The 14,269-nt window shown below is 67.2% G+C and carries 12 protein-coding genes; 1 reads left to right on the top strand and 11 read right to left on the bottom strand.

Annotated elements, in window-relative coordinates; all coding sequences use genetic code 11:
- Positions 1–43: 43 nt before the first annotated feature.
- The 8 genes from J8M50_RS07415 to J8M50_RS07380 all read right to left on the bottom strand — a co-directional run bounded on the left by J8M50_RS07415 (position 44) and on the right by J8M50_RS07380 (position 10,957).
- Positions 44–496: a hypothetical protein gene (locus J8M50_RS07415; protein WP_010352308.1), complete on the bottom strand. Its 453-nt coding sequence runs from the start codon at positions 494–496 to the stop codon at positions 44–46.
- A 12-nt stretch (positions 497–508) separates the two neighbouring features.
- Positions 509–1,705, bottom strand: coding sequence for an ISAs1 family transposase (locus J8M50_RS07410; RefSeq protein WP_079187963.1), 1,197 nt, complete (start codon positions 1,703–1,705; stop codon positions 509–511).
- Positions 1,706–2,321: 616 nt separating this feature from the next.
- Complete coding sequence (locus J8M50_RS07405; RefSeq protein ID WP_075661560.1) at positions 2,322–2,918, bottom strand: hypothetical protein; 597 nt, start codon at positions 2,916–2,918, stop codon at positions 2,322–2,324.
- Between the two features lie 42 nt (positions 2,919–2,960).
- Positions 2,961–5,243 carry a DUF6571 family protein gene (locus J8M50_RS07400; RefSeq protein WP_010357777.1) on the bottom strand — a complete coding sequence of 761 codons (2,283 nt, stop codon included), beginning with the start codon at positions 5,241–5,243 and terminating at the stop codon, positions 2,961–2,963.
- Complete coding sequence (locus J8M50_RS07395; protein ID WP_010357778.1) at positions 5,240–5,674, bottom strand: hypothetical protein; 435 nt, start codon at positions 5,672–5,674, stop codon at positions 5,240–5,242. Before J8M50_RS07395 ends, J8M50_RS07400 begins: the two co-directional genes overlap by 4 nt.
- Positions 5,675–5,835: 161 nt before the next feature.
- A complete protein-coding gene (gene mycP, locus J8M50_RS07390) occupies positions 5,836–7,128 on the bottom strand; it encodes a type VII secretion-associated serine protease mycosin (RefSeq protein WP_223786178.1) in 1,293 nt (430 codons plus the stop codon).
- A 1,607-nt stretch (positions 7,129–8,735) separates the two neighbouring features.
- Positions 8,736–9,224 carry a DUF2563 family protein gene (locus tag J8M50_RS07385; protein WP_050987355.1) on the bottom strand — a complete coding sequence of 163 codons (489 nt, stop codon included), beginning with the start codon at positions 9,222–9,224 and terminating at the stop codon, positions 8,736–8,738.
- Positions 9,225–9,574: 350 nt separating this feature from the next.
- Entirely contained in the window at positions 9,575–10,957 is a 1,383-nt protein-coding gene (locus J8M50_RS07380; protein WP_010357782.1) for an NAD(P)/FAD-dependent oxidoreductase, read from the bottom strand.
- A 590-nt stretch (positions 10,958–11,547) separates the two neighbouring features.
- Here J8M50_RS07380 and J8M50_RS07375 point away from each other — a divergent pair.
- Positions 11,548–11,991 carry a hypothetical protein gene (locus J8M50_RS07375; protein ID WP_010357783.1) on the top strand — a complete coding sequence of 148 codons (444 nt, stop codon included), beginning with the start codon at positions 11,548–11,550 and terminating at the stop codon, positions 11,989–11,991.
- Positions 11,992–12,040: 49 nt separating this feature from the next.
- Here J8M50_RS07375 and J8M50_RS07370 read toward each other — a convergent pair whose 3' ends face one another.
- The 3 genes from J8M50_RS07370 to J8M50_RS07360 form a co-directional block, all read right to left on the bottom strand.
- Complete coding sequence (locus J8M50_RS07370; RefSeq protein ID WP_010357784.1) at positions 12,041–12,988, bottom strand: Ppx/GppA phosphatase family protein; 948 nt, start codon at positions 12,986–12,988, stop codon at positions 12,041–12,043.
- A gap of 144 nt (positions 12,989–13,132) precedes the next feature.
- Complete coding sequence (locus J8M50_RS07365) at positions 13,133–13,651, bottom strand: DUF501 domain-containing protein (RefSeq protein ID WP_010351408.1); 519 nt, start codon at positions 13,649–13,651, stop codon at positions 13,133–13,135.
- 72 nt (positions 13,652–13,723) lie between these two features.
- Positions 13,724–14,200: an FtsB family cell division protein gene (locus J8M50_RS07360; RefSeq protein WP_010351407.1), complete on the bottom strand. Its 477-nt coding sequence runs from the start codon at positions 14,198–14,200 to the stop codon at positions 13,724–13,726.
- Between the last annotated feature and the right edge of the window lie 69 nt (positions 14,201–14,269).

Raw genomic sequence — 14,269 nt, 5'->3', positions numbered from 1 at the left:
CGGCGGTGTGGGACGGCTGGGCCGTCCGGGAGTGCGCCGCTCCTCACTCCTTCTTCTTCGGCTCGCCGTAGACGGGGTTGGGGGCGCCGGGGGCGCCCACCCGTTCGTCGAAGCCGGCGTCCAGGACGCTGATGCTGCTGGCCATCCGCGCGATGTAGTCGTCGTCCCCCGCGTGCAGGTTCTTCGTCACGTGCATGTGGTTCGAGATGTGCGAGCACGCGTCCATCAGGGACTTGAGCTGTGCCTCCCAGCGGTTCGACACGTGCTGGAGCGCGCCGCCGAGCGCGAAGCCCTGCTGGGTGAGGTCGGTCGCCGCGGAGTCGCTGGACGGCACCGAGACGCGGGCCTTGTTCCAGAGGTCGTCGAAGAGGGTGTGCGCCGACTTGCCGATCGCGGCGAGGTCTTTCTGGGAGACCGCGAGGACGCCGTACGAATCCGGCAGCGACGGTGTGTCGCCCTGCCGGCCTGTGCCGTTGTCCACGCTGTTCAGCTGCATCCCAGGGCTCGATCAAGTTCCGTGAGTGTCCGGGGTGTTGGTGATGCCCAGGATGGCGAGTGCTCGTTCGGGTTCGTGGCGGATGGCGCGGGTGGTCTTGGCGATGTTGTCGGCTCCGAGGATCTTCAGGGTGCCGATGGCGAGGTTGCGGATGGTGGCCATGGCGCGGGGCGTGGTGCCGGCGTGAATGGTCGAGGCGTCCTCGGCGAACGTGACGTCTCGGATGTAGTGGGAGGAATTTTCGATTCCCCAGTGCCCGCGAATGGCGGTGGCGAGGTCGGCGGGGCGGGTTTGGTGGGCGGCGAGGCTGGTGACCGCGTAGACGTTCTCGCGGGTTTCGGGCCGACCGGTGGGCTTGCGGCGGCGGTGGACCCGGATGGCGAGGTGGGCGTGGGGGAAAGCGATGCCGCCGAGGTTGTCGGCGATGGCGCAGGTCTTGATCGAGCGGGACTCGCGGCGGCCGTGGGCGGTGGCGGAGGTGGTGTGCTGGACCTTGATCGACGTCCAGGGCAGGGCGGCGAGCTGGGCGTAGGCGGTGGGCTGGTTGGTCTTGATGACGGCGATGTAGTGGGCCTTCTTCGTCTCGGCCAGCCAGGTGATGTTGGCCTTCACTGAGTGGAGGGCATCGAAGGTGACGACGGTGCCGGCGAGGTCGAGTGGCGCCAGCAGGGGCTTGAAGTGGCGCACTTCGTTGGTCTTCGCACCGACCTCGACCTGGGCAATCGTGGCGACGCGGTCGTGGGTGACCGCCGAGAGCAGGTGACGGCGCGGCGCGGCCAGGCGGGCTGAGCCCCTGAGGGCCTTGCCGTCCACGGCGATGACCTGCCGCGATCGGGCCTCGGGCACTTCCGCGGACGCGGTGATGCGGTGCCGGTCGGCCAGGTAGGCGCCCACAGCCTGGTCCAGGGCGTCGCCGTCAAGTGCCGAAAGAACGCGTCCGAGAGTGACCGGCCTGGGGCTGCGCCGCCAGCCGAGCAGGTGACGGCGTACCCCGAGGGATGCCAGCAGCGAGTTCGTGGCCCGCTCGCCGAACTCGGCGAGCTCGTCGATGCTCTTCGCTCCGCAGACGGCCGCGCAGGCACACACCAGCAAGATCGCCGTCAGCGAGTACCACCGGCCCCGGCGCGAGCGCGGATCCGGAACCGATTCGAGGTAGGGACGCAGGTCAGCGATCCGGTCCGCATCCAGCGGACCCAGCTTCTCCAGCACGGCAGGGATAGGGGAAGATGCAACAGCAGGCACGGGACGTCCTCGTGATCATCTGGCTTCGACACCACAATGATCACGAACCCCCGTGCCTGCTCTGCTGTCCGCCCCTACCGGCCTGATCGCCAACCCTCCACGCAATCACGGAACTTGACGGAGCCCTGGCTGCATCCCGGAGCTCTGCTGTCGCTCCAGCGCGCCCGCCTTGAGCTGCTCCCACTCGTCCCAGGCCATGGGCCTGCCACCTTCCCCGTGTGCGGCTCGCCGCCGCGGCTGTCCTCCGTACGGCACCACTCACGTGGCCACGCGTCCCCGGGCTCCGGTACAAGTTAGCAACTCGGTAAGAGAATCAGCGATGGGCGTTTGGGACGGATCGGATCGCGGATGTGAAGTATTCGGGGAGGGGGCGCGTGGGGTCCGGTCAGGGAATCGGGTTCGAGGTGGACGGTCTTACCCGCACAAGTCTGCCCATGCAAGGAAACCGCGTACCCGGAGTTCAGCTCCCGCATCGCCGTCGACGCTCGACTCACAGCTCTCAACGGAATCGCTCGCAGGACTGGCGCTCACCGCTGCACCCACCACAAGTCCCAGCGCCGCACCTCTCATGTCGCGTTCTCCTTCAGCGTCCGTCCCCCAGCTTTTCCGGGACTTCGGGCTGGTTCGCGCAGCCGATCTCATCTCGCAGCACCTGAGCCAGATGGACCGCCAGCCGCTCCTGGAAGGCGTCCGTGAACTTGGGATACCCGGCCCGTCCCACACCGACCTGGAGCAACTCCTGCTCCTGCGTCTTCTCCGCACCCGGGACAACGCAACGAAGAACCATGTCTAAAGGCTGCCCGCTCTTACCGGACGTGTAAATGTCCGAGGTGACTCGCCGCCAGACGTCGGTATCGGTCCGTACTTCCTTCGCGGACGCCGGAGACCATCTCACACTGGAGGAGAACCCAGGGTTACCGGAAAATCCGCATACCTCGTAGCTGTCGAACCCTCGGATTTCGTCGTACGACTCTCGCGCCTCGCTTGTCAAACTTTCCGCGATATTCTCGGCGGAACGTTCCGGGCTGGAAAACCGAAGGTCGTCGGAGTCGTGCATGCTCAGCAGTGAATCCATGTTCTCGGCGCCGAACAGCTTCCCACACTCCTTCCACTGCACCGAATACTTTTCCTGAAAGGCCGGCTCACCGGAACAGCCGGTCAACAGAAGCAATGCGGACATGGCACCGCACCACACCAAGGAGAGTGGAACTCCGCGCATCCCTCAGCCCACCTTCTCGTTGCTGGAGACGGCATCCTTGCCTGCTCGGTAGGACCGCTCGATGTCATCGACGAAATCATTCATCTCGATCCCGCCGACATTCTGCGCGTACCGCAGAGCCGGCTGCACCGTCGCCCACTCCCCTACGCGTTCCAGCCCCTGCACCGCGCCGAGAGCTTCCGCGTCGTTCTTGTACTCGTTGTCCTTCAGGTAGTCCATCGTGTGGTTGCTGTATGCGGTACTGAGCGCCGCCCCGCCGCTCTCCAGCATCAAGGGGACAGCGGTAGCCGCTACGACACCTGCGGCCGGGCCTACGAGAACGGCCGCCCCGGCCGTCACCGCGACCGTGACCCCTCCGTCCAGGAGCGCCTTTCTCCATTCCGCTTCCTGCTCCCTCTGCATCTGCCCGGCTTCTTCGGCTTCCTTGAACTCTTCTCGAATCCCATGGGATCGCGCCTCGTCGAGGATCCCATGAACCTTCGCCGCGTTCTGGGCGAAGGCGACGCCTTTGTCTCGATCTCCCTCGAAAGCCGTCAGGCCACTGGCCATGTGAATCTGCTGAGCCGCGGTCAGTGTCTTGTATCCGTCTTCGTCCCCGGCGATCAGCATCATGAAGTTCCTGGCCTCCAACTCCCCGAAAGAAACGCGGGTCGAACCGTCGCTGCTGTGTGCGAAAAGAGCGGAGCGATCCAGCGTGTCACCCGATCCGCCGAAATCCTTGATCGAGTAGTTGAGATCGTCGATATAGGCAGCCCCCATCCGGGCCAGGCTGTCCTTCATGCTCTCGGGAGGTCCGTCCTCGTTGGCGATGTTGTAACGGAGGATGACTTCCTTCATGATCGCCTGGGTTTGTTCGTCACGGTGCAATTGCGGAGGGTTCGCGTCCCAGGCATCTCCGGTGACAGCGGCTTCCAGAGCATGCCCCAGCGCCTCGGGCCCATGACCGGCGGCGGATTTCGCCTCGTCGCTACCGGGACGGCCCAGACTGTCGTACGACCAGTCGAAATCGGGTTTGGTGAATTCGTCGAAATACTTGTAGTCGAGCGTGCCGTTCTTGTCGACGGTGCCGTCTTCGTTGTAAACGGTCGGCGGGGCGGAGAAGAACTGCTTCGCCGCCTCGGGGCTGTGCCCCAGGGCTTCGAGAACGCTGTTGAGGGGGTCGTAGCCGACGCCGGTCCCGCCCGAAGGGTTGAAACCCCGGTTGTTGTCGGGGTCCATGAGCATCGGCTTGTTCTGGATGAAACGGTGGGGATCGTCGTGGTGAAGCTGGGTGATGTGCTCGGCGATCGGCGTGAGGAAACGGGGATCGTACGTGCCGTACCTCAGCAGCCCGCCGAGAACCTGATAGCCGTACGGCGACGAGCCCGCACCGGGCTGCAGGACGATCTCCCGAGTCCCCAGCCGACGGAACTCCGTACCCCAACTCGCCGGAAGATGCGGCTTGTTGTCGGGGTCGGTCGCGGAGGCCAGGGCGATGCCCAGGTTCTTCTGGAGCCGCTGAGTGAGAGCGAGGCGCTCCTTGTCGGCGCCTGCCGTGCCGTCCAGCGCCATACGGCCGTAGAACTCCAGGGACTCCTTCGGGCCGCCGAGGGAGGTGTAGAAGGCGGTCGAGAAGTCCGCGTCCCTCGCGTTGAACGTCATGATGGAGTTCAGCTCGGTGAACTGCGCGTCCGTCAACTCCGGTCCCCGTGCGGCGAGTTCAGCCGCCCGGTCGGCCTGTGCGGCGTCGAGGGACGTGTACGAGCGGTGCCCCGCGTTGTGGGCGTCGTTGCCGTGGCTCTTGGTGAGGGCTCGGTTGACGGAGGTGTCGATCTCGGTGGCGTGGGCGAGGATCCGGTTGATGCGGTCCTCCAGTTCCTGGCGGGCGTCCAGCTGGTCCTGGGTGCGCTCGTCGGAGTCGCCTCTGGTGTGGGGGTAGAAGCAGCGGACCTTGCCGTCGCCGAGGTCCTGGACCTTGATGCCGAGGTTCGCCGCGTCCACCTCTCCGGCCGTCCTGATCCGCTTCTGGAGCGCGGTGAGTTCCGTGTGCGCGTCGTCCAGGACCCGGTGGATGCTGCTCGCCTCGGTGTGGAGGTCCGCGATCTCCTTCGTCGTCTCGGCCACGAACCCGCGCGTCACCGTGGCGTTCGCCCCCGCCCAGCGGGCCGTGTCCGACTTGGCCAGCATGCCGTCGCGGGCGCTCTCCGCCAGGGTCTTCAGGCCGTCGACCGTGCTCTTCCAGTCCGCTACCGCGGTGGCCAGTGTGCCGAGGTCGACCTCGGTCAAGTCTGCGTACGTGATGCTCATGTGAAGTACTTGCTCAGTTCGGAGACGGGGAGGGCTCCGCCGTCGGTCGCCGCTACCTGTGCGCCGATCTTCGCGTCCTCGTCCTTGTGCAACCGTTTGCTGTAATCCAGGTGGTTCGAGATGTGCGCGCAGGCCTGGAGCACCGACTTCGCCTGTGACGTCCAGATCTCCAGCGTCTTCGTGAGGCCTGTGCCAGTCGTGAAGCCGTGCGACGTCAGGGTTGTGGCCGCCCTCGCCGTCGAGCCGTTCCCCGAGCCGTCCGCGCCGGCTCCCTGGAGGTCGGCCACCGTTCGCAGGTCGTCCCAGAGCATGTACGCGTCGTGGCCCACGGCCCCCAAGTCGTCCTGATACACGATCAGTTCGCCTGCTGGGGGCGCGCCTTGACGCTCCGCCGCCGCGGTCTTCGACCGCTCCCACTCAGTCCACGTCATGGCCGTCCGTCCCCGTGTCTGTGGTGTGGGGTGAGGTCGGGGCGTGCGTACAGTGCCGCTGCGCCAACTCTCACTGCCCGGGGGCACATTACTCCTTCTTTGCATTCCCTTGCGTCAGAGAAGGAGGAGTGCCGGGGAGTTGGAGGCTGGTGGTTCGGCGCTCAGTTGGGGCCGGGGTTGTGGGGCGGATGCGGGGGGACGCTTGTCGGCATGGTGGGGGGTGGGCCGAAGCCCTGTTGGGGTGCTGGGTACGGCTGGGTCTGGGGTTGCTGTGGGGTGGTGCGGAGCTTTCGGGCTACGACGGTTGCTGCCGCGCCGACTACTGCGAGGGCGGCTACGCCGAGGCCGATGCCGAGCCAGGGGGTGCCGTCGTCGTTCTTCGTCGCGGCGACCGCCTTTGCCGGTTCGCTTGCCTTCGCCGACGGGGTCGGGGAGGGGGAGGCGGATTTTTCCGCTGCCGCGAGGTCGGGGAGGGGGTAGACATCTGCCGGGCCGGGGTCGCCGGGGTTCTGGAGGGCGATGCGGGGACGGACGATGCCGTAGCCGATGGCGTTGTTCCACTTGGCGCCGTCGACGGGGGCGCCGATGGTGTTGAGCATGACGCGGAGGATCTGGTTGTTGGTCCAGGTGGGGTGGACGGACCAGATCAGGGCGGCGCTGGCGGAGGCGAGGGCAGAAGCGGCACTGGTGCCATGTCCAACACAGAGGCCGGTCTTACCGCCACAGGCATGGACCATGTCCTCCCCTGGAGCCGCCATGTCCACCTGTGGACCGAACTCGGACTCGCCGGTCCTGCCGAGGTTCTTCCCGACGGCCGCGACACCGACGACTCCGGGCGTGGCCGCCGGGTACATCACCGGATTGCCGTTTTCCCCGTCATTGCCGACACCCGCAAAAATCAACGAGCCTTTCTGCAGGGCGTATTTGACCGATTCAGCGACCTGCAATGAACTCTGCGACATAGCCATGGAGATGTTGATGACCTTTGCACCCTCATCAGCGGCATAGCGAATCGCCGGAGCCAACGCGTCGTTGAAAATCCTTTCTCCTTCGGCCAGATTTGCCGCCTTGGCTGTATTGGGCATACGAATCGGAAGAATCTTGGTCCCTGGCGCGAGGCCGAAGGCTCCGTTTCCTCCGTCGTATGCGCCTGTGCCGGCGATCAGACCAGCCATTCCGGTGCCATGGCCCTCGTAGTCCGTGTGCTCATCACCGGACTCGTTCGTGGCGAAGTCCTTGCCCGAGAGAATGCGCCCTACGAGATCAGGGTTGGTGGGGTCGACGCCTGTGTCGATGACCGCGACCGTGATGCCTTTGCCGGTGCTGGTCTTCCACATCGTTTCGGCCTGCATCCCGTCAAGAAACCACTGCTTCTCGCGGGTCGATCCAGCACCGACCGCCGGTGTCCCCGCAGCGCCCACCAGCAGCAGGCCCAGAGCTGTCGCCGTGGCCATGCGGCGAACCCTGCGTCGAGTACCACTGAAGCGCATGAGCTTCGCTCTCCCTAGGTCCTGAACACGTCAGTCGACAACCGGCGGCACGGTCGGACGATGATTCCGCCGCCAAGTCTCTTCGTCCTCGGTCACACCGTACGGCCGACCGCTTCCACTTCTCGCCTGAGTCCCCTGAGGCGGGCGGGACGCGGTTCCTCCCGCGACGTGCCCTTCGCTGGAGCGTCCCGTAGCAGTCGTACCGCCCGTGATCCCGTTCCGGGGACCTGCGGCACCGGAACCGACCGCTCCGGAGCCGGGCGCCCGTCCACCTGCCCGTCCCGGCTGCTGAACAGAACCACCACCCACGACACGAGCGTTGGATGTCGGGTTCCCTCCGACGATGCCGCCGGCAGGAGTCACGGGACGACCGCCAGGAGTCATGCCAGGTGCACCCGCCGCTCGGCCGGCAGAGCTAGCCATACCCGGGGTCTGGCCCATCCCCATGGGACCGCGAGCGGGTGTGCCTTCTCCGCCCACGACCATGCCACGCGGAATGGCTCCGGTCGGCCTACCTTCGGCGGGAAGCACTGGCCGACCGCCGATGATGCCGTTGCCGCCCCCACCGGAAACACCTGGGACACGGCTGAAAGGCGTCGCGGTGCCGGGTTCCTGACCGGCTAGAGGCATGGGCGCTCTGCCCGCGCCAAGTCCCCGACCCTGGAACGACGAGTTGTTGACAGGAAGTGCCTGTCCTCCACCGAACAGAGGAGACACAGGGCCGGGCGGCACCGCACCCCTTACAGGGCCGGGGTCGACAGGAGTACGCGGGGTCTCCACCGGAGTCTGTGTCGGCAAGGTGGCGACTGAGTCGATGGACGTCCGTACCGGCAGCGTCTCGCCGGAAGTACGCGGTTGGACCGTCGAAATATCGGAGACATTACGGACAGAAGTGACCCCACCCGAGTCAGATTGTCCCGCCGCGGATGTAGACGCAGTTCCAACAGCAGAGCTCACGTTTGTCGAGCCGCCGGACCGAGTCAGGTCCCTTGTATTTTCAACCGCAGCAGCATCCGTAGGCACGAATGCCTTCGGCGGCGGTGGAAACTGTGGTCTCTCCAGTCCGTTTATCTGCGTGGCCGACCACGAATACGACTGCGCCAGCTTTGTCATCTGGGCCGCCGCCTCCTGGCGGACCTTCTCCTTGTCCGCGGTCAGGGCCGCCAGGTTCTGGGCGGACTTGGTGCGGATCGCGGCGGAGTCGGGGTCGTTGTGGTACTTGGTGGCCGCGTCGAGGTTGGCCTGGGCACCGGGCATGTCGCGGGGGATGGAGGACTGGGCGAGGGCGATGGCATCGGACGCCTGGGAGAGCCAGTCCGAGGCGCCGGTGCTGAAGTCGGCCAGGTGGCGGGTGGCGCTGGTGAGGTCGGAGGCCCAGGCGCGGAACGTGTCGGCGCCATCGCCCTTCCACTCCACCCACTGGGGGCCGATCCGCAGCTCCTCGGCAATCTTTGTGATCTCGTCGGCCGCGTATTTCAGGCGGCTGGCCGCGCCGGCCACCGTCCCCGCGTTCGCCTGGTCGAGCCATGCCAGCATCTGCTCGTGGCTCATGTCCTCGAAGGACGTACCCATCAGAGCCCACCCGTCGTCTGGTCGGCCGAAGCCGGCGCGGCCTCGGTCTTCGGAGCGCTGCCGGGGACCTCGGGGACGTACTCCCCGTCGTAGTGCTGCCGGGTCTCCGTGCTGATCGCGGCCATCCGCTGGCGGACGTCCAGGTCGACGTTGTCGTACCCCTTGTGGGAGGCGAGCACGGCGATGCTCATGCCCTCCATGGAGTCGGAGAGGAGTTTGGAGAGGCTCTCCAGGTCGGTGATGACCGACTGGTACGCGGTGAACAGGCCGGCGGCCTCGGTCCACGCGCCGTGGCCGCCGCCGAACTGGTTGCGGACGACCTGGTCCTGGCCGAGCTGGGTCGCGCCGGCCGGTGACTCCTTGAGTGTGCGGATCAGCGCGTCTATCCGGTTGCGGAAAGCCGTGAACGACTCGTACTTCGCAGCGAGAGCCTGCACTTGGGCCTGCCGCGCGACAGCACTTGCCGCCGCATCCCCGTCTGCCAACATCCCGTCATCCTCCCCGTACGGATCACACAGCCAACTCTAACCACCACCACCGACAGCCGACCCCCGAGGGCCACCACCGTCCATCCAACCCCCACATCCGCGCCCCCGTATGAGCACTCCTACTCAGCTCACACCACCCCACGGGAGAACGCCAGCACGTTTCGGGTACGGCACCCCGGCCACACCCCACACCCCCGGACACGCCAAAGGGACCGCCCGCACCACGGATGGCGGACGGCCCCTCAGGCAAGGCCAATAACAGACCCCCGAGCCCCGGAACAGGGCTCACGGACCAACTGTCTTGAACAGAAGGGGAACTCAGGAGCCCGCGCCCCCGAACTCCCCCTCCTTCAGGAAGCCTTCGCCTCGGTCTTCGCCGCAGCCGCAGCAGGCGCCGGCGCCGGCTTGGCCGCCTCGTAGAACTCCTCGCGAGGAGTCTCCAGCGCACCGAGCGCGACGACCTCACGCTTGAGGAACATCCCGAGCGTCCAGTCGGCGAAGACGCGGATCTTCCGGTTCCAGGTCGGCATGGCCATGCCGTGGTAGCCACGGTGCATGTACCAGGCAAGACGCCCGCGCACCTTGATCTTCATCTTGCCCATGACGATCATCGCGACGCCCTTGTGCAGGCCGAGCCCCGCGACAGCGCCCTTGTTGGAGTGCGCGTACGTCTTCTGCGGGAAGCCCCGCATACCGGAGACCACGTTGTCGCCGAGGACCTTGGCCTGACGCAGCGCGTGCTGCGCGTTCGGCGGGCACCAGGCGTTCTCGACGCCGGCCTTGCGGGCGGCGACGTCCGGGACCTGGGCGTTGTCGCCGGCGGCCCAGATGTAGTCGGTGCCCTGGACCTGGAGGGTCTCGGAGGTGTCGACGTGACCGCGCGGGCCGAGGGGCAGGCCGTAGCGGGAAAGGACGGGGTTGGGCTTGACGCCGGCCGTCCACACGATCGTGTTGGAGTCGACTTCGAGGCCGTTCTTGAGCACCACGTGGCCGTCGACGCAGGAGTCCATCGAGGTCGAGAGGTAGATCTCGACGCCGCGGCTCTCCAGGTGCTCCTTGCCGTACTGGCCGAGCTTGGGGCCGACCTCGGGGAGGATCTTGTCGGCGGCGTCGACGAGGACGAAGCGCATGTCCTCGCGGGAGACCGTCTTGTAGTACTTGGCCGCGTCCCGCGCCAGGTCCTCGACCTCGCCGATGGTCTCCGCGCCGGCGAACCCGCCGCCGATGAAGACGAAGGTGAGCGCCTTGCGGCGGATCTCCTCGTCGGTCGTGGAGTCGGCCTTGTCGAGCTGTTCGAGGACGTGGTTGCGCAGGCCGATGGCCTCCTCGACACCCTTCATACCGATGCCCTGTTCGGCGAGGCCGGGGATCGGGAAGGTACGGGAGACGGCGCCGAGCGCGATCACCAGGTAGTCGAAGGGCAGCTCGTACGCCTCGCCGACGAGCGGCGCGATCGTGGCGACCTTGCGGTCCTGGTCGATGGTGGTGACCCGGCCGGTGAGCACCTCCGCCTTCGGCAGCACGCGTCGCAGCGGGACGACGACATGGCGCGGGGAGATGTTGCCGGCGGCGGTTTCGGGGAGGAAGGGCTGGTAGGTCATGTACGACCGGGGGTCGACGACCGTGACGGTCGCCTCGCCGTAGCGCATCTTCTTGAGAATGCGCCGAGCTGCGTACAGGCCTACGTACCCACCGCCTACTACGAGGATCCTGGGACGCTCCGTGGTGCTCATGCCATCGAGTATCCACCCGGGTCAGGGGGGTCGCTCGTGCGCCCCTTCACAAGCTTCATCGGGGGGTGTGTTATCCTCCGCAACCCACGTGATCCATGTCATGTCCGCGAGCGGGAACCCACTCCCCCGCGGTGCCGTTGTCAATGGCCCCCGACCTGCCTCTCCGGCCGCCCGAGAGGTCCGTGAGGGACCGGTACGATGCCTCCGCGACCCCTTCGCGATACGTCCCCGTACCCCCGTTTTGAACGTGTTCACACGGGTGTTGGGCCCCGGAAGGGCCAACCGGGCCACGTTCCTCGCCCAACGGGACCCTTTTCCTTGTGAAGAACTTCACGAACTTTCCCGCCGCGACGTCGCCGCACCCCCTCGAACCCCGCTCAAACGGCGTTCCCCCAGCTCAGCGGAGCCTCGTCGACGAGGCTCACAGTCGATGCACAACTCCCCCGCCCCATGGGGGGTTTCGCCACCCAACAGACCGATTTCGCACCCACCGTCTCCACACTTGGCCGAAAATCGCCTCTCTTTCCAGCCGCACCGGCCTGAATGATGTGGCTCCTTCACAACATCAACTCTGTGAGACGAGGTCACACGTGAAGACACGGGGTAGGAGAGCGGCGTCCATCGCCGCCTCAGCATGCGCACTCGCGGCCGGTCTGGTCCTGGCCGGTCCGGTGAACCCGGCGAGCGCCGCGCCGAACGTCTATTTCGCCAGCTACACGTTCACCGACGGCTCCGGCCGCATCGACGTCTACAACGACGGCGACTACGCCGGAACCGCCGAGTGGGCGGCCGATCCCGGTGACTTCGGCTCCTCCACCGGGGACACCCTGATCGCCTCCGACCAGCTGGCGGACGGCTACGGCATCGTGGCGCACCTCAGCGACGGCCGTACGGCCTCGACGCGCGGCTACTCCTCGCCGTTCACGGACAGGACCACCGGCGACCTGGACGAAGGCGCCGACCGCACGATGTGGGTCTGCTACGTCCAGGACACGTACAGCAAGTGCAGCGACAAGATCGCCGTACACGCCTGACGTACGTACGAGGCCCCGGCACCAAGCGCTGCCGGGGCCTCCCCCTTGTCTAACCCTCCGCCACCTTGAACGCGATCCCGTCCAGAATGTCGTGCTCGCTCACCACGACCTCCGCCGCGCCGGTCCGCTCCATGATCGACAGGAGTACGAGGGCCCCGGCGCCGATGACGTCCACGCGCCCGGGGTGCATGGAGCCGATCGCCGCGCGCTCGGCGTGGGTGGAGCGCAGGAGCCACTCGGTGAGGTCGCGGACCTTCTCGTAGCCGATCCGGGAGTGGTGGATCGCCTCGGAGTCGTACGCGGGCAGGTCCTGGGCGATCGCCGAGAGCGTCGTGACGGACCCGGCGAGACCGACCAGCGTGCGCGCCTCGCGCAGCGGGACCGTCTCCTCCGCGAGGTCGAGGGCCGCCTCGATGTCCGCCCGCATCGCCGCGATCTGCGCCTCGGTGGGCGGGTCGGTGACGGTGCCGTCGTGGACGAGGTGGCGCTCGGTCATCCGTACGCAGCCGACGTCGACGGAGCGCGCGGCGCGGACGTCCGTGTCCCCGACGACGAACTCCGTCGAGCCGCCGCCGATGTCGACGACCAGGTAGGGCGTCGCGAGGTCCGCGCGCCCCGTCAGCTCCTTGGTGGCGCCGGTGAACGAGAACAGGGCCTCGTCGTCCCCACTGACGACCTCGGGCTCGACGCCGAGAATCTCCAGCACGCCCCGTACGAACTCATCCCGGTTCTCGGCGTCCCGAGAGGCGGAGGTGGCAACGAACCGAACCCTCTCGGCGCCGAGCTCCTTAATAACGTCCGCATACTCCCGACAGGCCGCGAACGTCCGCTCCAACGCCTCCGGCGCGAGCCGCCCGGTCCGGTCGACCCCCTGCCCGAGCCGCACGATGGTCATCCGCCGGTCCAGATCGACGAGTTCCCCGGTAGCGGGTTCGACGTCGGCGACGAGCAGCCGAATGGAGTTGGTACCGCAGTCAATGGCGGCGACACGGGTCACGAAGACGCCTTTCTTTCAGCCCGTCCGGCGCTTGAGGACGAGGCCCTTCGGGCCGAACGGGGTCCAGGGGCAGAGCCCCTGGCGGGGTCGAAGGGGCAGCGCCCCTTCAAAGGATGGGACGGGTAGGGGCGGCGGGGGCGAAAATCACTCGCCGGTGACCACGCACGCACCCTTACCCCACCACTCCGGCAACATCGCCAACGCCTCATCCCCGAGCGGATTCACCCCCGGCCCCGCAGCCAGCGAATGCGCCACCAGCACATGCAGACACTTCACCCGATCCGGCATCCCCCCCGCACTCGGGAACCCGACCAGCACCTCGATCTCGTCCCGCCGCCGGATGTAGTCCTCGTGCGCGGCGCGATACGCAGCCGCCAGCTCGGGGTCCTGACCCAGCCGCTCGGTCATCTCCTTCATGACCCCGTTCGCCTCCAGCGTCCCGATCGCGGAGTTCGCCTTGGGACACGTCAGGTAGTACAGCGTCGGGAAAGGAGTCCCGTCGGGAAGACGGGGAGCGGTCTCGACGACGTCCGGCTGCCCACAGGGGCACCGGTGGGCGATCGCGCGCAGCCCACGGGGGGGCCGGCCCAACTGCTGCCGGAACGCCTCGACGTCCACGTCGGTCGGCTCGGTGCGCTCGGTGATCGGGGGAGGCGTTTGCATGGCGTACGGAAGTCTCTCTGCTGTCGGTAAGAGGTGGGGCGGCATCCAGTATCGCGGGCGCCGCCCCCGGCCTCACCTGCCGACCGCGTCGGCCTTGTCCACGCCGTCCCACACGTTCGCGTACCAGGGCCGATCGGCGGCGCCGGCGTCGACGCGGGCCTGCTTCGCGGCGTCCGGATCGATGACGACGTACCCGGTCTCCCCCGGCAGGACGTAGTGGAGCCGCTGCCGGATCTGCTGCTCGGCATACGTGTCGTCCTGCCAGCGGGCCTTGAGGTCGCGGAGCTGCTCGACCTTCTGCCGGGCCTGCTCCTGCTTGCGTTCGAGGTCGGCGATCTCGGCGCGCTGGGAGACGTACTGCCGCATCGGGTAGGCGAGGGCGACGACGAGGGTGCACAGGACGAGCGCGAGGAGCGCGGCGCGGCCGGTGAGGCGGGAGCGGCGCTGCTGGCGTTTCGTCTGGGAGCGGTAGACGCGGGCGGCGGTCTGCTCGCCGAGGGCGCGGAGCCTGGTCGCTGTGGAGAACCGGTCCTTGTCCTTGACGGCCATGCCGGCGCCTCCCGTTCCCGTTCATACGTGCGTACGTCCCCGCACACGGTACGGGACCGGGTACGGGGA

The sequence above is a fragment of the Streptomyces acidiscabies genome (assembly GCF_020010905.1).
GTDB lineage: Bacteria > Actinomycetota > Actinomycetes > Streptomycetales > Streptomycetaceae > Streptomyces > Streptomyces acidiscabies.
Note: the sequence above shows the minus strand (reverse complement) of the source record. Positions and strands in the feature narration are given on the sequence as shown.

Excerpts from the sequence above, each read along its gene's own strand:
- mycP (WP_223786178.1), bottom strand. The coding sequence starts at position 7,128 with ATGGCCACGGCGACAGCTCTGGGCCTGCTGCTGGTGGGCGCTGCGGGG.
- J8M50_RS07405 (WP_075661560.1), bottom strand. The coding sequence starts at position 2,918 with ATGTCCGCATTGCTTCTGTTGACCGGCTGTTCCGGTGAGCCGGCCTTT.
- J8M50_RS07415 (WP_010352308.1), bottom strand. The coding sequence starts at position 496 with ATGCAGCTGAACAGCGTGGACAACGGCACAGGCCGGCAGGGCGACACA.
- J8M50_RS07400 (WP_010357777.1), bottom strand. The coding sequence starts at position 5,243 with ATGAGCATCACGTACGCAGACTTGACCGAGGTCGACCTCGGCACACTG.
- J8M50_RS07365 (WP_010351408.1), bottom strand. The coding sequence starts at position 13,651 with ATGCAAACGCCTCCCCCGATCACCGAGCGCACCGAGCCGACCGACGTG.
- J8M50_RS07380 (WP_010357782.1), bottom strand. The coding sequence starts at position 10,957 with ATGAGCACCACGGAGCGTCCCAGGATCCTCGTAGTAGGCGGTGGGTAC.
- J8M50_RS07360 (WP_010351407.1), bottom strand. The coding sequence starts at position 14,200 with ATGGCCGTCAAGGACAAGGACCGGTTCTCCACAGCGACCAGGCTCCGC.
- J8M50_RS07395 (WP_010357778.1), bottom strand. The coding sequence starts at position 5,674 with ATGACGTGGACTGAGTGGGAGCGGTCGAAGACCGCGGCGGCGGAGCGT.
- J8M50_RS07385 (WP_050987355.1), bottom strand. The coding sequence starts at position 9,224 with ATGTTGGCAGACGGGGATGCGGCGGCAAGTGCTGTCGCGCGGCAGGCC.